The 16,712-nt window shown below is 39.5% G+C and carries 17 protein-coding genes and 1 pseudogene; 16 read left to right on the forward strand and 2 right to left on the reverse strand.

Annotated features, from left to right (window positions below; translation table 11 throughout):
- Positions 1–66: 66 nt before the first annotated feature.
- Together icd and QT76_RS01575 are read left to right on the forward strand one after the other, a co-directional pair.
- Positions 67–1,344: an isocitrate dehydrogenase (NADP(+)) gene (gene icd / locus QT76_RS01570; protein ID WP_000323973.1), complete on the forward strand. Its 1,278-nt coding sequence runs from the start codon at positions 67–69 to the stop codon at positions 1,342–1,344.
- Between the two features lie 72 nt (positions 1,345–1,416).
- Positions 1,417–1,944 (forward strand): DUF1523 family protein, encoded by a 528-nt coding sequence (locus QT76_RS01575; RefSeq protein WP_033616308.1) that lies wholly within the window; start codon positions 1,417–1,419, stop codon positions 1,942–1,944.
- Here QT76_RS01575 and bioD read toward each other — a convergent pair.
- Entirely contained in the window at positions 1,921–2,577 is a 657-nt protein-coding gene (gene bioD, locus QT76_RS01580; RefSeq protein ID WP_033616309.1) for a dethiobiotin synthase, read from the reverse strand. The genes QT76_RS01575 and bioD overlap by 24 nt on opposite strands.
- 3 nt (positions 2,578–2,580) lie before the next feature.
- Positions 2,581–4,293, reverse strand: a complete 1,713-nt coding sequence (locus QT76_RS01585; protein ID WP_033616385.1) for a hypothetical protein — start codon at positions 4,291–4,293, stop codon at positions 2,581–2,583.
- A 106-nt stretch (positions 4,294–4,399) separates the two neighbouring features.
- On the opposite strand from QT76_RS01585, the gene QT76_RS01590 reads away from it, so the two are divergent.
- The 14 genes and pseudogenes from QT76_RS01590 to QT76_RS01655 all read left to right on the forward strand — a co-directional run bounded on the left by QT76_RS01590 (position 4,400) and on the right by QT76_RS01655 (position 16,636).
- Positions 4,400–4,813 carry a universal stress protein gene (locus QT76_RS01590; protein ID WP_001023012.1) on the forward strand — a complete coding sequence of 138 codons (414 nt, stop codon included), beginning with the start codon at positions 4,400–4,402 and terminating at the stop codon, positions 4,811–4,813.
- A 14-nt stretch (positions 4,814–4,827) separates the two neighbouring features.
- On the forward strand, positions 4,828–5,103 hold the full coding sequence (locus tag QT76_RS01595) for an ATP-dependent Clp protease adaptor ClpS (protein WP_000784903.1): 276 nt from the start codon (positions 4,828–4,830) through the stop codon (positions 5,101–5,103).
- Positions 5,103–7,328 (forward strand): AAA family ATPase, encoded by a 2,226-nt coding sequence (locus QT76_RS01600; protein WP_033616310.1) that lies wholly within the window; start codon positions 5,103–5,105, stop codon positions 7,326–7,328. The genes QT76_RS01595 and QT76_RS01600 overlap by 1 nt, the downstream gene beginning before the upstream one ends.
- Positions 7,318–7,671, forward strand: coding sequence for an aspartate 1-decarboxylase (gene panD / locus QT76_RS01605; protein WP_033616311.1), 354 nt, complete (start codon positions 7,318–7,320; stop codon positions 7,669–7,671). Before QT76_RS01600 ends, panD begins: the two co-directional genes overlap by 11 nt.
- A gap of 2 nt (positions 7,672–7,673) precedes the next feature.
- Positions 7,674–7,976 (forward strand): YbaB/EbfC family nucleoid-associated protein, encoded by a 303-nt coding sequence (locus QT76_RS01610; protein WP_000347926.1) that lies wholly within the window; start codon positions 7,674–7,676, stop codon positions 7,974–7,976.
- Entirely contained in the window at positions 7,976–8,971 is a 996-nt protein-coding gene (locus QT76_RS01615; protein WP_033616312.1) for a PDZ domain-containing protein, read from the forward strand. Before QT76_RS01610 ends, QT76_RS01615 begins: the two co-directional genes overlap by 1 nt.
- A gap of 7 nt (positions 8,972–8,978) precedes the next feature.
- Positions 8,979–10,035 (forward strand): annotated as a pseudogene (locus QT76_RS01620) (type IV secretion system protein).
- 15 nt (positions 10,036–10,050) lie between these two features.
- Positions 10,051–10,164 (forward strand): hypothetical protein, encoded by a 114-nt coding sequence (locus QT76_RS01625; protein ID WP_001217877.1) that lies wholly within the window; start codon positions 10,051–10,053, stop codon positions 10,162–10,164.
- Positions 10,161–10,904 carry a VirB8 family type IV secretion system protein gene (locus tag QT76_RS01630; protein WP_033616313.1) on the forward strand — a complete coding sequence of 248 codons (744 nt, stop codon included), beginning with the start codon at positions 10,161–10,163 and terminating at the stop codon, positions 10,902–10,904. Before QT76_RS01625 ends, QT76_RS01630 begins: the two co-directional genes overlap by 4 nt.
- On the forward strand, positions 10,904–11,914 hold the full coding sequence (locus QT76_RS01635) for a TrbG/VirB9 family P-type conjugative transfer protein (protein WP_033616314.1): 1,011 nt from the start codon (positions 10,904–10,906) through the stop codon (positions 11,912–11,914). Before QT76_RS01630 ends, QT76_RS01635 begins: the two co-directional genes overlap by 1 nt.
- On the forward strand, positions 11,907–13,043 hold the full coding sequence (locus QT76_RS01640) for a DNA type IV secretion system protein ComB10 (RefSeq protein WP_033616315.1): 1,137 nt from the start codon (positions 11,907–11,909) through the stop codon (positions 13,041–13,043). The genes QT76_RS01635 and QT76_RS01640 overlap by 8 nt, the downstream gene beginning before the upstream one ends.
- Before the next feature lie 69 nt (positions 13,044–13,112).
- The gene (locus QT76_RS01645) at positions 13,113–14,525 is read left to right on the forward strand and encodes a mannose-1-phosphate guanylyltransferase/mannose-6-phosphate isomerase (RefSeq protein WP_033616316.1); all 1,413 of its coding nucleotides are present in this window, start codon (positions 13,113–13,115) and stop codon (positions 14,523–14,525) included.
- Positions 14,526–14,565: 40 nt separating this feature from the next.
- A complete protein-coding gene (gene gmd / locus QT76_RS01650) occupies positions 14,566–15,711 on the forward strand; it encodes a GDP-mannose 4,6-dehydratase (protein ID WP_033616317.1) in 1,146 nt (381 codons plus the stop codon).
- On the forward strand, positions 15,704–16,636 hold the full coding sequence (locus tag QT76_RS01655; RefSeq protein ID WP_033616318.1) for a GDP-L-fucose synthase family protein: 933 nt from the start codon (positions 15,704–15,706) through the stop codon (positions 16,634–16,636). The genes gmd and QT76_RS01655 overlap by 8 nt, the downstream gene beginning before the upstream one ends.
- The last annotated feature ends 76 nt before the right edge of the window (positions 16,637–16,712 follow it).

Raw genomic sequence — 16,712 nt, forward strand, 5'->3', positions numbered from 1 at the left:
TTTTAGGGGTTATATAGTATTTTTGCGCTAGTATAGTTACTCAAATTTTATAAAAAGGATTGAGAGATGGCTTACAACCCTAAAATTTTACAAAAGCCTAAAGAGGGCGAAGAAATTACGATTAAAGACAACAAATTGCATGTGCCAAACCACCCCATTATCCCTTTCATTGAGGGCGATGGCATTGGATCGGATATTACCCCTGCGATGATTAAAGTCGTGGATAGTGCGGTTCAAAAAGCGTATAAGGGCGAGAAAAAAATCGCATGGTATGAGGTGTTTGTGGGCGAAAAATGCTATCAAAAATTCAAAGATCATAAAGAATTAAGCCCCGAAGAGCAATGGCTCTTACCGGACACTATTGAAGCGATTAACCATTATAAAGTCTCTATTAAAGGGCCTTTGACCACGCCTATTGGTGAGGGGTTTAGATCTTTGAATGTAGCGTTACGCCAAAAAATGGACTTGTATGTGTGCTTGAGACCGGTAAGGTGGTATGGGAGTCCTAGCCCAGTTAAAGAACCACAAAAAGTGGATATGGTGATTTTTAGAGAAAATTCTGAAGACATTTATGCGGGCATTGAATGGCAAGAAGGCAGCGCGGAAGCGAAAAAACTCATCCATTTTTTACAAAATGAATTAAAGGTTAAAAAAATCCGCTTCCCTGAAAGCAGCGGCGTAGGGATAAAACCCATTAGTAAGGAAGGCACAGAGAGGCTGGTTAGGAAAGCGATTGAATACGCTATTGATAACGACAAGCCAAGCGTAACTTTTGTGCATAAAGGTAATATCATGAAATACACCGAAGGGGCGTTCATGAAATGGGGCTATGCGCTCGCTCAAAAAGAATTTAACGCTCAAGTCATTGATAAAGGCCCATGGTGTTCTTTGAAAAACCCTAAAACCGGTAAAGAAATCATCATTAAAGACATGATCGCTGACGCGTTCTTGCAACAAATTCTCTTACGCCCTAGCGAATACAGCGTCATTGCGACCATGAATTTGAACGGGGATTATATCTCTGATGCGTTAGCGGCGATGGTGGGGGGCATTGGTATCGCTCCTGGGGCTAATCTCAATGACACGGTGGGCATGTTTGAAGCCACCCATGGCACCGCTCCTAAATACGCTGGGCTGGATAAAGTCAATCCGGGGTCTATTATTTTGAGTGCAGAAATGATGTTAAGGCATATGGGTTGGGTGGAAGCGGCTGATTTGATCGTCTCTGCTATGGAAAAAGCGATTAAGAGCAAGAAAGTCACTTATGATTTCGCTCGTTTGATGGATGGGGCTAAAGAAGTGAAATGCTCTGAATTCGCTAGCGTGATGATTGAAAACATGTGAAAGAGCGTTTTTTAAGCTTTTAAATGGTGTTTGAATGCGATTGTTAGGCTAATACTATCATAAGGAATGAAGTTGATAAAATTTGTGCGTAATGTGGTTTTGTTCATTTTAACGGCGATCTTTTTAGCGCTCATGCTTTTAGTGAGCTATTGCATGCCCCATTATAGCGTGGCTGTTATTAGTGGGGTGGAAGTCAAAAGAATGAATGAAAATGAAAACACGCCCAATAATAAGGAAGTAAAAACCCTCGCTAGAGATGTCTATTTTGTGCAAACTTACGACCCTAAGGATCAAAAAAGCGTGACCGTCTATCGTAACGAAGACACGCGCTTTGGCTTCCCTTTTTATTTTAAGTTTAATTCAGCTGATATTTCAGCCCTCGCTCAAAGTTTAGTCAACCAGCAAGTGGAAGTGCAATACTATGGCTGGCGGATCAATTTGTTTAACATGTTCCCTAATGTGATTTTTTTAAAGCCCTTAAAAGAGAGTGCTGAGATGTCAAAACCCATTTTTAGTTGGATTTTATACGCCTTGCTGTTAGGGGGCTTTTTTATCAGCGTGCGTTCTGTTTGCACTTTATTTAAGGGCAAAGCTCATTAATTCTTTCAGGCTTTGTTGGAAAATCACAATGGGGTTATTGGAGCGTGTATTAAAAAGCTCAATATAGGGCAAACTGATGCTGTGAAAAGCGGTGTTATTTTCCCTCAAATTGATAGCGATTTTATAGTCTAGTTGGTGGGATTTCAATAAAAAGTCATTCAGCAAACAATCATTAATCAAGCCCAAATTATCATGGCTAATCAAAAGCATTTTGGCTTTTAATTTTAGGGCCAAATCCAGCATGTTTTCTTCTAAAGTGATAGGCACGCATAACCCCCCAGCCCCTTCAACGATGACTAAATCGTAAGTTTTGGTGAAATTTTGGAGGCGTTGGATTAAATGATCTATATCAATGGAGGCGTTTGGATCTTCTTCTTGTTGGGCGATGAGGGGGGCTGAAGCTTTATGATAACGATAGAATGAAATGTCTTTTAAGGTTAAAGAGCGATCTAAAAGGCGGTTATCTTGCAAGAATAGATGCACATCGCTAGAGTGGTTAATGGCGTCATTAACGCCTGTTTCAATGGGCTTTAATAAAATCGTTTTAACGCCACAAGCGTTGCAATATTTTGCTAATAGCCTAGCGCATGTGGTTTTTCCGGCATTCGTGTTAGTCGCGCTGATAAAGAGCATGGTTTAACTTTTAAAATGGTAAGCGCCATCAAAGATTTGAGCTGTCAATACATTTTTAATTTGTGGTAGCTTCACATTCTTTAGTGCTTCTCTTGGGACTTCAACCACTAATTCCTCAAACGCTTGGTCGTTTAAAGGGTTATCAATATCAAAAATGAAACTTAAGATATTGTGGAGTGAGTTATAGGTAACTTTGTCAATTAACGCATAAGTTAGTCTAACGCCCTCTGCTTGCTCTATGGCGGTAACAATACTCTTGGATAGTCTAGGACTGATATTGTTGAGTTGTGTCGCTAAATCTGTCGGCGATATAAAACAATAACCCGCATCGGTGTCTATGGTGTTAGCAAGCACTTTAGCAATCAATGTCCTACTCACTTTTTTACCTTTTAGCATAGCGTTGGCAAGGTTATTGACTTTAATGTTGTGGTTATAGCTTGCTTTAAAACTCTTACTTTTAGCGCATCTTTGTAAATCCAGTCTTTTAATCGCTTGTAGCTCGTATTGTTGGACTTTGTCCATATCAAAAGTGCGACCAGGATAATTTCGTTCCGCTCCTAAACTACCATAAATAGAAGTTTTAATGTGGTGTTCAATGTAGGCTTTACAAGGAATGTTAAACCCCTCAATGTCTTTAGGCATTACCATTGCTTTTAATTTTGTCGTAGAAAGCTCCTCAAAGCTAACGCCATAATTTTCCATATTTTTCTTTTCAAAGAATGTATAGACTTTATTGTGTAAGCGTGTGAGAGATTGGGTTAAAGGGATAGTGAATGTGATGTCAGTGAATTTCTCCCACACATCGCCAAAGTCATTAGGTAAAGCGCTCACCAATTCCACCTTATCAGTCTTGGCGTTGTCGCAATAACAAATCGCCGCTTGATTGAATAGTCTCGCTAACAACAATAAATAGCTCGCTAAATCAAATGTGCTACTAGGTTCGTTTGCGAATACGAAAAAGCTAGTCTCTTTATCAGGCAAAAGGTCGTTTTCTAGGTTTTCTTTCCAATAACCAATCACTTGAATATAACCTAAAAAGTGTCGCTTACTATCCAATAGTGATTTTAGCTGTCGTGTCCTTTTCATATTGTCTTTTTGAGTGTATCGGTATTTTTTGACAAATTTATCGCTAGACATAAAGTCTTTCATTGTGGTTTCACTTTTAGGATTTAAGAATTTATTAACAAAAGACTTACCTAATGCTGTGGACATTTTGAGAGCGATAGTCCTATACTCTCTCAAAAAGGCGTCAGCAAGATAAGAAGCGTCTATGGGGTTAGGGTCGTCATTCCAATTTTTAGCTACTTTGTCTAATTGAGATGCCTTATAACCGCTCTTATAAGCTTCAACTAGTTTTTCTCGTTCCTTTTCAGTAAAGTCTTTAATAAAAGCGTCTTTAAAAGGTCTAAACGCCGAGATAGTCCCAAAAGGTAGTCCGCTTTTGATTTTATTGACAATGCTATTAAGATTAGCGCTCTCAATTGTAGAGCCTTTAATAGTCTCTGTGTTTTGTTCTCTTTTAAGTCGTGAGACTTCCCTACCATAAGCGTCTAAAGTTTCGCTTAAAGATAAGTTGTCTTTTATCTTTACTCTAGGTTTATTTTGTCTAGCTAATTTCCTGTCCGCTAACGCTTTATCAATAGATGCTGTCAAAGATAAAGAATTGTTTCTTTGTGGTTCATCAACCAATTCTAAAAAATCGTAATTCAATAGCATTTCATGCCTTTTTTGAGCCATATTATAGCGCTTTATCCTTGAGCTTTCAGCGGTAATTAGGGTTTATCTTGGTATAATATCAAAACTCCATTTAAGGTTGGTTCTTATGAATATTTTATTTGGGATTAGCGACACGCAAGAATGCTATAACGCTATTAAATTCGCTGTCAAATTAGCCCATTCGCTTAAAGAGGTCCGTTTTACCCTATTGCATGTGAGCATGGAAGTGTTTATTTATAGCGAAAGCGGGATGATGGATTATGGCCAAACAGAAGCCTTAGAAGAAGAAAAAGCTAAGGCTTTGTTAAAACAATTTGAAGAGGCTTTCAAAAAAGAAAATATAGAGTGCGAGAGCGTTCTAAAAAGCGGTGATTTGATTGATGTGGTCTTGGATATGGCAAAGGATTATGATTTGTTATTGATTGGGGCGAGCGAATCCAATTTGTTGTATCGTTTGTTCATTTCGCACCAAAATAGCTTGGTTGAACAATCCAGTATCCCTGTTGTGATCGCCAAGTAGCATGGATAAGCGGCATGAAAATGTATAACATACCCACCCCCACCATGGCGCAAGTGATCATGGTTGATGACCCCATTACGACAGCGGAATTTGTCATCTCTGCTTTGAGGGATTTTTTTGACAAGTCTTTAGAAGAGGCCAAAGCCCTCACATCAAGCATCCATCGTGATGGCTGTGGGGTTTGTGGCGTCTATCCTTATGATATTGCCAGGCATAGGGCAGCATGGGTTAGGGATAAAGCCAGAGAGCTAGATCTCCCTTTAAAATTATTGGTAGAAGAGATAAAATAATGGCTAAATTCAATCAAGATCTCAATGAAGTTCTAAACCAAGCTTTAAATTTAGCACTAGATCTTAACCACGCCCTTTGCACCACAGAGCATGTGCTATTGGTCATTTTAGAGCATGAGAGCGGGGAAAAGATTATTGGTGCTTTAGAAAGAGATGACTATGATAAATTAAAACAAATCCTTAAAGACTATTTGTTGCAATATGTGCCTTTAAAGAGTGATCCAGCCAAAATGCCTGCTAGGAGTTTTGTGCTATTAAGAATGCTTAAAAGAATGTATGCGAGTTGTTTTGAGAGCGTGGGCGTGGAAGAATTGCTTATTTTAATGCTGGATCACCCCGATTGTTACGCTTCAAAACTCATGGATAGTTTTGGCATCGCTCGTTTGTATTCTAATCCTGCTTTATTGGATTTGGATAACCATGGCATTCCTAATGACATTAATGATAATGAAGAAGCGCCCAAAAACACTCCCCTAAAAAAATACGCTAAAAATTTGAGCGCTTTAGCCCAAGACAACGCTTTAGATCCAGTCATTGGCAGAGAAGAAGAGATTTTAAGAGTGATAGAAATTTTAGGGCGTAGAAAAAAGAATAACCCGCTTTTAATTGGCGAAGCGGGCGTAGGGAAAACCTCCATCGCTGAAGCTTTGGCTTTAAAAATCGCTCAAAAAGAAGTGCCGGAGTTTTTGCAAGAATATGAAGTCTATTCTTTGGATTTAGCTTTAATGGTGGCTGGGGCGAAATACAGAGGGGATTTTGAAAAACGCTTGAAAAAAACGCTCAAAGAAATCCAACAAAACGGCCACATCATTTTATTCATTGATGAAATCCACACCCTTTTAGGCGCAGGGAGCAGTAACGCTGGGAGCTTGGATGCGGCGAATATATTAAAACCGGTTTTAACGGATGGGGGCTTGAAATGTTTAGGAGCGACCACTTTTGAAGAATACCGTAGCGTGTTTGAAAAAGACAAGGCTTTTAATAGGCGTTTTTCAGTCATAAAAGTTGAAGAGCCTTCTAAAGAAGCGTGTTACTTGATTTTAAAAAAGATCGCTCCCCTTTATGAAGAACACCACCAGGTGCGTTATGATGAGAGCGTGTTTAAGGCATGCGTGGATTTAACGAGTGATTACATGCATGATAAATTCTTGCCGGATAAGGCGATTGAATTATTAGATGAGGTGGGATCGAGGAAAAAAATCAACCCCAAAAAGGGCAAAAGAATCGGCGTTGATGACGTGAAAGAAACGCTCGCTCTCAAGCTTAAAATCCCTAAAATGCGTTTGAGCAGCGATAAAAAAGCCCTTTTAAGGAACTTGGAAAAATCGCTTAAAAATAAGATTTTTGCCCAAGCAGAAGCGATCAGTCTTGTCAGCAATGCGATTAAAATCCAGTATTGCGGGCTTTCTGCAAAAAATAAGCCTGTGGGGAGCTTTTTATTCGTGGGGCCTAGTGGGGTGGGGAAAACAGAATTGGCTAAAGAATTGGCCTTGAATTTGAACTTGCATTTTGAACGCTTTGACATGAGCGAATACAAAGAAGCCCATAGCGTGGCAAAACTCATCGGGAGTCCTAGCGGTTATGTGGGGTTTGAGCAAGGGGGGCTGTTAGTGAATGCGATTAAAAAGCACCCGCATTGTTTGCTGCTTTTAGATGAAATAGAAAAAGCCCATTCTAATGTGTATGATTTGTTGTTGCAAGTGATGGATAACGCCACTTTGAGCGATAATTTAGGCAATCAGGCGAGTTTTAAGCATGTGATTTTGATTATGACTTCAAATGTGGGGAGTAAGGATAAGGACACGCTAGGGTTTTTTAGCGCTAAAAACACCAAGTATGATAGAGCCGTTAAAGAGCTTTTGACCCCTGAATTACGCTCTAGGATTGATGCGATCGTGCCGTTTAACGCGCTCAGTTTGGAGGATTTTGAACGCATTGTTTCTGTGGAATTAGACAAATTAAAAGCCCTAGCGCTAGAGCAAGACATAGCCTTAAAATTCCATAAAGAAGTTGTGAAATTCATCGCACAAAAAAGCTATCAAACGACTTTAGGAGCGAGAGAAATTAAAAAAATCATTCATAATGAAATCAAAACTAAATTAAGCGATATACTACTCTTGCAATCGCTTAAAAAACCTTGTAAGATCGCTTGCTTGCTAGAAAAAAACCAATTGGTTCTAAAAGAAATCAAGCGCGCGCAAAAGGTGAAAGAAAATGACTTTTGAAATGCTTTATAGTAAAATCCATAGGGCGACTATCACAGACGCTAATCTCAATTATGTGGGTTCGATCACCATAGATGAGGATTTAGCCAAGCTCGCTAAACTCAGAGAGGGCATGAAAGTGGAAATCGTGGATGTCAATAACGGCGAACGCTTCAACACCTATGTGATTTTAGGGAAAAAAAGGGGCGAAATTTGCGTCAATGGTGCAGCAGCCAGAAAAGTAGTCATAGGCGATGTGGTGATCATTTTAGCTTATGCGAACATGAATGAAGATGAAATCAACGCGCACAAGCCATGCATTGTATTAGTCAATGAAAAGAATGAAATTTTAGAAAAGGGTTAGAGATGGATTTTAGTCAATTGGGCGGGTTAAGCGGGTTGTTAGACGGCATGAAAAAAGAGTTTTCCCAACTAGAAGAAAAGAATAAAGACACGATCCACACTTCCAAAAGCGGTGGGGGAATGGTGAGCGTGAGTTTTAATGGGTTGGGGGAGTTGGTGGATTTGCAAATTGATGACAGCCTGTTGGAAGATAAAGAAGCGATGCAAATCTATTTGATGAGTGCTTTGAATGACGGGTATAAAGCCGTAGAAGAAAACCGAAAGAATTTAGCCTTTAACATGCTGGGGAATTTTGCTAAATTGTGATGTTTCACAAAGCCTTTATCGTTCTATGGTTTTTTTTGAATGGCTTAGGGGCTTATGATTTCAAGCATTGTCAGGCGTTTTTTAAAAAAGCGAGCCTTCAAAAAGGGGGCGTGGCTTTAAAAGAATTGCCTAAAGGCGTGTATTTGTATTACTCTAAAACTTACCCTAAACACGCCAAAGTCATCAAATCCGATCCTTTTATAGGGTTGTATTTGTTACAAGGCGCGCCAAGCGAGTATGTTTATACGTTAAGGGATTTAGACAAAGACGCCCTTATAAGGCCAATGGCTAGCATAGGGGATAAAGAAGCCCTAGAAGTGCGGTTGCTTTTCAAGCAAAAAGGCTATGATCGCTACGCTCAAATTTCGCAAAAGACTCAAAAAAATGGCGTTATCAGCAATATTTGCTATCAAATGTTAGGGCTAGGGGTAGGGGGGAATGGCTTTATAGAAACGAAATTTATCAAGCGCTTTTTAAACCAAAAAGAGCCTTATTATGGGGATATTGGGGTGCGTTTAGAAGAACATCATAAGCGTTTAGTGGCAGCGCAATTTGATCCCTTTTTCCCTAAAAACCCTTTTTTAAAAAACGATGAAATCCTAGCGATCAATGATTACAAGATCCGCTCGTTAGCGGAGTTTGAATGGGTGGTGAGCAATCTTTCATACCAAAGCCTTGCCAAAGTGAAAATCAAACGAAACCATCAAATCAAAGAAGTAACGCTCAAAGTCAATAAACGCTATGGGGGGTTTTTGCTCAAAGACACTTTTTTAGAGCGCTATGGCATCGCTTTAGACGAGCGTTTTACTATCACTAAAATAGGCGCTCATTTACCCAAAGGCTTGGATTTTTTAAAGCTTGGGGATAGGATTTTATGGGTGAATCATAAAAGCGTTTCATTCAACCCTAAGGCTTTAAGAGAAGCGTTAAGCGCGCCTAAAATTGAATTATTAGTCTGGCGTAAAGGCTTTGAATTTTACATTAAAGTCCGTTGAAACATTGATGAAAAATGACGCTTATGAAATCATCCTTTCTTGGTTTATCACGCCTCTCACGGCGATTTTAGGGCGTTTCGCTGAATTTTTCCTCTACACCTTGCATGCGCAATTGGTGTTTAATAGCGTGGTCGCTTTAGCGTTCATGCTCTTTGCTTATAGGAGTTTGAAAGAACAGAATTTTTTCAGCGCTAGCGCGCTTTTAGAAGCGTTATGGTTTGTGGGGTTTTTTGCGCTGTTTAACTACGCTTTGAAAAACCCTTCGCGCTTTTATGAATTGTTTCAAAACGCTATCTTTATTGTGCCTAACATGATCGCGCAAAGCCTTTCTCAAAGCTTGAGTAACTTTTCTAACCACGCGCTTTCTTTAGATTTTATTTTTAATCATGGTTTTTATGCCCTTAGTTTTATCAGCGATTTGAACCATAATGAAATATCTGTGTGGCTTTTTTTAAGCATTTTGCAAGCGCTTTTTTTGAGCGTGCTGTTTGCGATCATCATTTTAGTGTATTTGGAAGCGCATGTGTGGTGCTCTTTAGGGGCGCTGTTTTTAGCGTTTGGGTTTTTCAAAACCTGGAGGAGCGTTGTAATTATGTGCCTAAAAAAATGCTTCGCTCTTGGGTTTTACAAGCCTTTTTTGTTGTTGGTTGGGTTTTTGAACGTGTCGGTTACTAAGGCCTTAATGGACGCTAGCATGCAAGAAAAACAAGACTTAAGCCTTTTATTGGTGGTGGCGTTATTTTTGTGTTGCGTTTTTATCATAGGCGTGCCTTTTTTCATCAACGCTTTATTTAGGGTGCAAAACAGCCTCAAAGAAACTTACAAACTCGCCACCAATTTGAGCGCTAACCTCACTCAAAGCACTTTGCAATCTTTACAATATACCACAATCTCGCCCGCTCCTTCTCATATTTCCTCTTCTGCAAGTCAAAGCGTTTCTAAAGAAAAAGAAACGCATTCCCCCACATTTAAGGTAGAAACCACTCAATTAGATGTAAAAATCCCAGATTTCAAGCAAAAAAAAGGTTAAAAAGGATACAATAAATACAAAAAATGAAATTTAAATAAATGGGAATTTAATGAGAATTTTTTTTGTTATCATGGGACTTGTGTTGTTTGGTTGCACCAGTAAGGTGCATGAGATGAAGAAAAGCCCTTGCACCTTGTATGAAAACAGGTTAAATCTCGCATGAGAGAAAAGCCTTTCAACAGCGAGCAATTGATCTATTTAGAAGAGCTTTTAAGCCACCAAGAAAAGCATTTAGAAAACAAGCTTTCTGGTTTTTCGGTGAATGATTTGGACATGCAAAGCGTGTTTCGGCTGGAAAGGAACCGCTTGAAAATCGCTTACAGGCTTTTAGGTTTGATGAGCTTTATCGCGCTTGTCTTAGCGATCGTTTTAATCAGTATCCTGCCCTTACAAAAAACCGAACACCATTTCGTGGATTTTTTAAACCAGGACAAGCATTACGCCATTATCCAAAGAGCGGATAAAAGCATTTCCAGTAATGAAGCGTTGGCTCGTTCGCTCATTGGGGCGTATGTGTTAAACCGAGAGAGCATTAATCGCATTGACGATAAGTCCCGCTATGAACTGGTGCGCTTGCAAAGCAGCTCTAAAGTGTGGCAACGCTTTGAAGATTTGATCAAAGCCCAAAACAGCATTTACGCGCAAAGCCATTTGGAAAGAGAAGTCCATATCGTCAATATTGCGATCTATCAGCAAGACAATAACCCCATTGCGAGCGTGTCCATTGCGGCTAAACTAACGAACGAAAACAAGCTGGTGTATGAAAAGCGTTATAAAATCGTATTGAGCTATTTGTTTGACACCCCGGATTTTGATTACGCTTCCATGCCTAAAAACCCTACCGGCTTTAAAATCACCCGTTACAGCATCACTGAAATCGCGCCGACTAACAGGGGCGATTGATGCGTAAGGTTTTATGGATTCTCATGGGCTTTTTGTTGACTTTTAGCGCTTTAAAAGCCGATGATTTTTTAGAAGAAGCGAACGAAACAGCCCCGGCGCATTTAAACCACCCCATGCAGGATTTAAACGCCATTCAAGGGAGCTTTTTTGACAAAAACCGCTCCAAAATGTCCAACACTTTGAACATTGACTATTTTCAAGGGCAAACTTATAAAATCCGCTTGCGTTATGCGATGGCGACCTTATTGTTTTTTTCAAAACCCATTAGCGATTTTGTTTTAGGGGATAAGGTGGGTTTTGATGCGAAAATATTAGAAAGTAACGATCGTATTTTGCTTATCAAGCCTTTACAAATTGGCGTGGATTCTAATATCAGCGTGATTGATAGTGAAGGTAAGATTTTTTCTTTCTATGTGTTTTCTACCACTTTCACCAGCTCCAAACACCCTAATTTGCAGGTTTTCATAGAAGATAAAAATTATTATTCTAACGCTTTTTTGAAGCCCCAAAAAGAAAATAAAGAAAATAAAGAAAATAAAGAAAATAAAGAAAATAAAGAAAATACCCTTGAAAACGCTCCCACAAACAACAAACCCTTAAAAGAAGAAAAAGAAAAAACCAAAGAAAAAGAAGAAGAGACTATAACTATTGGCGATAACACCAATGCGATGAAAATCGTTAAAAAAGACATTCAAAAAGGCTATAAGGCTCTAAAAAGCTCTCAAAGGAAATGGTATTGTTTAGGGATTTGTTCTAAAAAATCCAAACTCTCCTTAATGCCTGAAGAAATTTTTAACGACAAGCAATTCACTTATTTCAAATTTGACAAAAGATTAGCGCTCTCTAAATTCCCGGTGATTTATAAGGTCGTTGATGGCTATGATAACCCGGTGAATACTAGGATTGTGGGCGATTACATTATCGCTGAAGACGTTTCTACTAAATGGACTTTAAGGCTGGGCAAGGACTATTTGTGCATCCGTTTTGTCAAAAAGGCTAAAGATGAATAAGTGGCTTAAGGGGGCGGTTGTTTTTGTGGGGGGTTTTGCAACGATTACAACAATTTCTTTAGTCTATCATCAAAAGCCAAAAGCCCCCTTAAATAACCAGCCTAGCCTTTTAAATGACGATGAGGTGAAATACCCCTTACAAGACTACACCTTCACTCAAAACCCACAGCCAACCAACACGGAAAGCTCCAAAGACGCTACCATCAAAGCCTTACAAGAACAGCTAAAAGCCGCTTTAAAAGCCCTAAACTCCAAAGAAATGAATTATTCCAAAGAAGAAACTTTTACTAACCCTCCCATGGATTTAAAAACAAACACAACCCCCCCTAAAAAAGATTTTTCTTTAAAGCAATTAGATTTATTAGCCGCTCGCATCACCCCTTTCAAACAAGGCCCTAAAAATTACGAAGAAAACCTAATTTTCCCCATGGATAACCCTAATGGCATTGATGGTTTCACTAACCTTAAAGAAAAAGACATCGCCACCAATGAAAACAAGCTTTTACGCACCATTACAGCTGACAAAATGATACCCGCCTTTTTGATCACGCCCATTTCTAGCCAGATCGCTGGTAAAGTGATTGCGCAAGTGGAAAGCGATATTTTCGCTCACATGGGCAAGGCCGTCTTAATCCCCAAAGGTTCTAAAGTCATAGGCTATTACAGCAATAATAACAAAATGGGCGAATACCGCTTGGATATTGTATGGAGTCGAATCATCACTCCCCATGGCATCAATATCATGCTCACTAACGCTAAGGGGGCGGACATTAAAGGCTATAACGGCTTGGTGGGGGAATTGATTGAAAGGAATTTCCAACGCTATGGCGTGCCGTTACTGCTTTCTACGCTCACTAACGGCCTATTGATTGGGATCACTTCGGCTTTAAACAACAGAGGCAATAAAGAAGGAGTCACCAATTTCTTTGGGGATTATCTTTTAATGCAATTGATGAGGCAAAGCGGTATGGGGATCAATCAAGTGGTCAATCAAATTTTAAGAGACAAGAGCAAAATCGCTCCTATTGTGGTGATTAGAGAGGGGAGTAGGGTTTTCATTTCGCCCAATACTGACATCTTTTTCCCTATACCCAGAGAGAATGAAGTCATCGCTGAGTTTTTGAAGTGACTTAAAAATGCCCAATTAAAAACGCTATAATAACCCTAAAAAACAAAAGAGAGCCTGACAAGAAAATGCATGAAAATTAAAAATATCTTACTGAGTGGGGGGAGTGGCAAACGCTTATGGCCTTTAAGTCGTAGCTTATACCCTAAGCAATTTTTAAAGCTTTTTGACCATAAAAGCTTGTTTGAATTGAGTTTTAAAAGAAACGCTTCCTTAGTAGATGAAACGCTCATTGTGTGCAATGAAAAACATTATTTTTTAGCCCTAGAAGAGATAAAGAATGAAATCAAAAACAAAAGCGTGGGTTTTTTATTAGAGAGCTTGAGTAAAAACACCGCTAACGCCATTGCTTTGAGCGCTTTAATGAGCGAGAGGGAAGATTTACTCATCGTTACGCCAAGCGATCATCTGATTAAAGACCTTCAAGCGTATGAAAATGCGATAAAAAAAGCGATTAATTTAGCCCAAAAAGGTTTTTTAGTCACTTTTGGGGTGAGTATTGACAAGCCCAACACGGAGTTTGGGTATATTGAAAGCCCTAATGGTTTAGATGTGAAGCGATTCATTGAAAAGCCAAGCCTAGAAAAAGCGATAGAGTTCCAAAAAAGCGGGGGGTTTTATTTCAATAGCGGCATGTTTGTTTTCCAAGCGGGCGTTTTTTTAGACGAACTAAAAAAGCATGCCCCTACTATTTTAAAGGGGTGTGAAAGAGCGTTTGAATCGTTAGAAAATGCGTATTTTTTTGAACAAAAGATCGCTCGTTTGAGTGAAAAAAGCATGCAAGATTTAGAAGACGTGAGTATTGATATAGCCTTAATGCAGCAAAGCCACAAAATCAAAATGGTAGGATTGAACGCCAAATGGAGCGATTTAGGGAATTTTAACGCCCTTTTTGAAGAAGCGGCTCACAAGTCTAAAGAAAATGTCAGCCTGAATCAAACGCCTGTTTTTGCCAAAGAGAGCACAAATAATTTAGTGTTTTCTCATAAAGTGAGCGCTCTTTTAGGGGTTGAGGATTTAGCGATCATTGACACTAAAGACGCTCTTTTAGTCGCTCATAAAGACAAGGCTAAAGATTTAAAGGCTTTAGTGAGTGAGATAGAAACGCATAACCAGGAATTGTTGCAAACGCACACTAAAGTCTATCGCCCTTGGGGGAGCTATGAAGTCTTGCATGAGAGCGGTTGCTACAAGGTTAAGATTTTAGAAGTCAAACCAAACGTTAGGCTTTCTTTGCAAAAGCATTTCCACAGGAGCGAACACTGGGTGGTGATTAGCGGGATGGCGAGCGTGGAATTGGATCACCAATCGTTTGAATTGCAAGCTAATGAGTCCACTTATATCCCTAAAAACACCCTACACCGCCTGGCTAATTATGGCAAAATCCCTTTGATTATCATAGAGGTCCAAGTGGGCGAGTATGTCGGCGAAGACGATATTGTAAGGGTTGATGACGATTTTAACAGACAGAATCAAAACGCCTAATGAAAAGATTTAATAAATAAAATTCAATAAAGGAACAATAATGAAGGAAAAAATCGCTTTAATCACCGGGGTTACCGGGCAAGACGGGAGCTATTTGGCCGAATACTTGCTGAATTTGGGTTATGAAGTGCATGGGTTAAAAAGGCGCTCTTCTAGCATCAACACTTCTAGGATCGATCATTTGTATGAGGATTTGCACAGCGAACACAAAAGGCGTTTTTTCTTGCATTATGGGGATATGACCGATAGCTCTAACCTCATCCATTTGATCGCTACCACTAAGCCCACAGAGATTTATAATTTAGCCGCGCAAAGCCATGTGAAAGTCTCTTTTGAAACCCCAGAATACACCGCTAACGCTGATGGTATTGGCACGCTTAGGATTTTAGAGGCCATGCGGATTTTGGGCTTAGAAAAGAAAACGCGCTTTTATCAAGCCAGCACGAGCGAATTGTATGGCGAAGTCTTAGAAACCCCGCAAAATGAAAACACCCCCTTTAACCCACGAAGCCCCTATGCGGTCGCTAAAATGTATGCCTTTTACATCACTAAAAATTACAGAGAAGCTTATAATTTGTTTGCGGTTAATGGCATCCTTTTTAACCATGAGAGCAGGGTAAGGGGCGAAACTTTTGTAACCCGTAAAATCATACGAGCCGCTAGCGCGATAGCGTATAACTTAACGGATTGCTTGTATTTAGGGAATTTAGACGCTAAAAGAGATTGGGGGCATGCCAAAGATTACGTGAAAATGATGCATTTAATGCTCCAAGCGCCCATCCCACAAGATTATGTGATCGCTACAGGAAAGACCACAAGCGTGCGCGATTTTGTGAAAATGAGCTTTGAATTTATCGGTATTGGTTTAGAATTTCAAAATACAGGGATTAAAGAAATCGGTTTGATTAAAAGCGTTGATGAAAAAAGAGCGGACGCTTTACAATTAAACTTAAGCCATTTAAAAGCAGGCCAAATCGTGGTGCGTATAGATGAGCGTTATTTCAGGCCTACTGAAGTGGATTTGCTCTTAGGCGATCCCACTAAGGCAGAAAAAGAGTTGGGTTGGGTTAGGGAATACGATTTAAAAGAGTTGGTTAAGGACATGTTAGAATACGATTTAAAAGAATGCCAGAAAAACCTTTACTTGCAAGATGGGGGCTATACTTTAAGGAATTTTTATGAATGAGATTATTTTAATCACCGGCGCTTATGGCATGGTGGGGCAGAACACGGCGTTGTATTTTAAAAAAAACAAGCCTGATGTTACTTTACTCACCCCTAAAAAGAGCGAATTGTATTTGTTGGATAAAGACAACGTTCAAACTTATTTGAAAGAATACAAGCCTACAGGCATTATCCATTGCGCCGGGAGAGTGGGGGGTATTGTGGCGAACATGAACGATCTTTCAACTTACATGGTTGAGAATTTATTGATGGGCTTGTACCTCTTTTCTAGCGCTTTAGATTCGGGCGTGAAAAAAGCCATTAATCTGGCGAGCTCTTGCGCTTATCCTAAATACGCCCCTAACCCTTTAAAAGAGAGCGATTTATTGAACGGCTCTTTAGAGCCAACGAATGAAGGCTACGCTTTAGCCAAACTTTCTGTGATGAAGTATTGCGAATACGTGAGTGCTGAAAAGGGCGTTTTTTATAAAACTTTAGTGCCTTGCAACCTTTATGGCGAGTTTGACAAGTTTGAAGAAAAGATAGCGCACATGATACCAGGGCTTATTGCTAGGATGCACACCGCTAAATTAAAAAATGAAAAAAATTTTGCGATGTGGGGCGATGGCACGGCCAGAAGAGAGTATCTAAACGCTAAAGATTTAGCCAGATTCATTTCTCTAGCTTATGAGAATATCGCTTCAATCCCTAGCGTGATGAATGTCGGATCTGGCGTGGATTACAGCATTGAAGAGTATTATGAAATGGTCGCTCAGGTTTTAGACTATAAGGGCGTGTTTGTTAAGGATTTATCCAAACCAGTGGGCATGCAGCAAAAGCTTATGGATATTTCCAAACAAAAGGCTTTAAAATGGGAATTAGAAATCCCTTTAGAGCAGGGCATTAAAGAAGCTTATGAGTATTATTTGAAGCTTTTAGAGGTTTGAAATAAAATCAAGGCTTTTATAGAGCTATAAAAACGCTTTGCTATTAAGCGTTGGACTAGCGATTTTACGATATTGT

The organism is Helicobacter pylori SA37A (genome assembly GCF_000476015.1).
Classification (GTDB): Bacteria; Campylobacterota; Campylobacteria; order Campylobacterales; family Helicobacteraceae; genus Helicobacter; species Helicobacter pylori_DB.